Origin of the sequence: Pseudomonas sp. BS-2016, assembly GCF_001806145.1 — a bacterium.
In the GTDB taxonomy this organism is placed as follows: Bacteria; Pseudomonadota; Gammaproteobacteria; order Pseudomonadales; family Pseudomonadaceae; genus Aquipseudomonas; species Aquipseudomonas lundensis.
Genome location: NZ_MLCT01000031.1, coordinates 1 through 1,599 on the forward strand (window position 1 = coordinate 1; position 1,599 = coordinate 1,599).

Genomic DNA, 1,599 nt, shown 5'->3' on the forward strand with positions numbered 1-1,599 from the left:
ATAGGAGTGGTCCTAAAAGCGCGCCTGAACGGTATATTTAAATCCAGCTTATATAATGGGTCATCGTTATTCTGATCATCAGATGTTGATTGACCCACCGTTATCGCAGCCTAAGGATGGTCTGAAGTAGCCATGTATTTCCCCGGCATACCACCTAGCGCAACTTTTAAACTCGCCAAATGATCAAAAAACAATCAATTCGACGAGTATTTCTTACGTTTTCGCCACCCGGACCCCACTCCGGTGGCCATTTCCCGCATTACAGGCGCACCTCTCCTGCATTCGTCAGTAAATGTCGGCGCGCCATCCACAGGTTCGACAGAGCGAACAGTGTCACCAGTTGCGCCGTGTTTTTGGCCAAGCCGCGAAAGCGCACCTTGGTGTAACCGAACTGGCGCTTGATTACCCGGAACGGATGCTCGACCTTGGCGCGCACCTGAGCCTTGGCCTTTTCAATCTTGCGCTTGGCTTTGTACAGCACGCTGCGCTTATCGAGTTTTTTGTAGGTGCTGCGGCGTGCCGCCACCTGCCAGATAACTTCACGTCCTTCATGCTCGGGCCGCTTTTCGACACCGGTGTAGCCTGCATCGGCGCAGACCACGTTTTCGTCGCCATGCAGCAATTTGTCCACCTGGGTGACATCCGCCACATTGGCCGCCGTGCCCACTACGCTGTGCACCAGACCCGATTCGTCATCGGCGCCGATGTGGGCCTTCATGCCAAAATAATACTGGTTTCCCTTCTTGGTCTGGTGCATTTCCGGGTCGCGCTTGCCGTCCTTGTTCTTGGTCGAACTGGGCGCATTGATCAGCGTTGCATCGACGATGGTGCCCTGGCGCAGCGACAGGCCGCGGTCGCCCAGATAGCCATTGATGACAGCGAGGATGCCGGCCGCCAGCTCGTGTTTCTCCAGCAAGCGGCGGAAGTTGAGAATGGTGGTTTCGTCGGGGATGCGCTCCAGGTTCAGCCCGGCAAACTGGCGCAGGATCGTGGTTTCGTACAGCGCTTCCTCCATCGCTGGATCGCTGTAGCCGAACCAGTTCTGCAGCAGATGCACACGCAGCATCGCCATCAACGGGTAGGCCGGACGGCCACCTTCACCTTTCGGATAATGTGGCTCGATCAAAGCAATCAAGCCCTTCCACGGCACCACCCGATCCATCTCGATCAGGAACAACTCCTTGCGGGTTTGCTTGCGCTTGCCAGCGTACTCGGCGTCGGCGAAGGTCATCTGCTTCATCGGGAAACTCGGTGGGTGGGGTCGCGGTATTTTGCCAAATCAGAAAGTCTTTTTCAGAGTTTCCTTAGGGTGTATATATACAATTAATCAGGGTTTTCAGGCAGTCGGCTGCCACTGCCCCAGCATATGTTGTATATCCCCAGCGCCTTTGAGTTCCAACGCCCCGCTGGAGCCGGCCGCGCTGCTCATCAATATCACTTCACTGGGCAGGCGCACCGGCTTCATGAACGCGACGTCGATTTCAATATTGGCGGCCGGCAAGTGTTCTGCCAGCGCCGCGAGGGTGCGCGCCTTGTTCCATAACCCGTGGGCGATGGCCTGGGGAAAACCGAACAACTTCGCGGTCGGGGTACTGAGGT

1 protein-coding gene and 1 pseudogene are annotated in these 1,599 nt (G+C 56.3%); both read right to left on the reverse strand.

Going from position 1 to position 1,599, the window contains the following annotated elements; all coding sequences use genetic code 11:
- Nucleotides 1-259 precede the first annotated feature (259 nt).
- Nucleotides 260-1,240: an IS5-like element IS1384 family transposase gene (locus BKD70_RS16370; RefSeq protein WP_010466230.1), complete on the reverse strand. Its 981-nt coding sequence runs from the start codon at nucleotides 1,238-1,240 to the stop codon at nucleotides 260-262.
- Between the two features lie 96 nt (nucleotides 1,241-1,336).
- Nucleotides 1,337-1,599, reverse strand: a pseudogene (locus BKD70_RS16375) (MaoC/PaaZ C-terminal domain-containing protein); the annotation flags it as partial.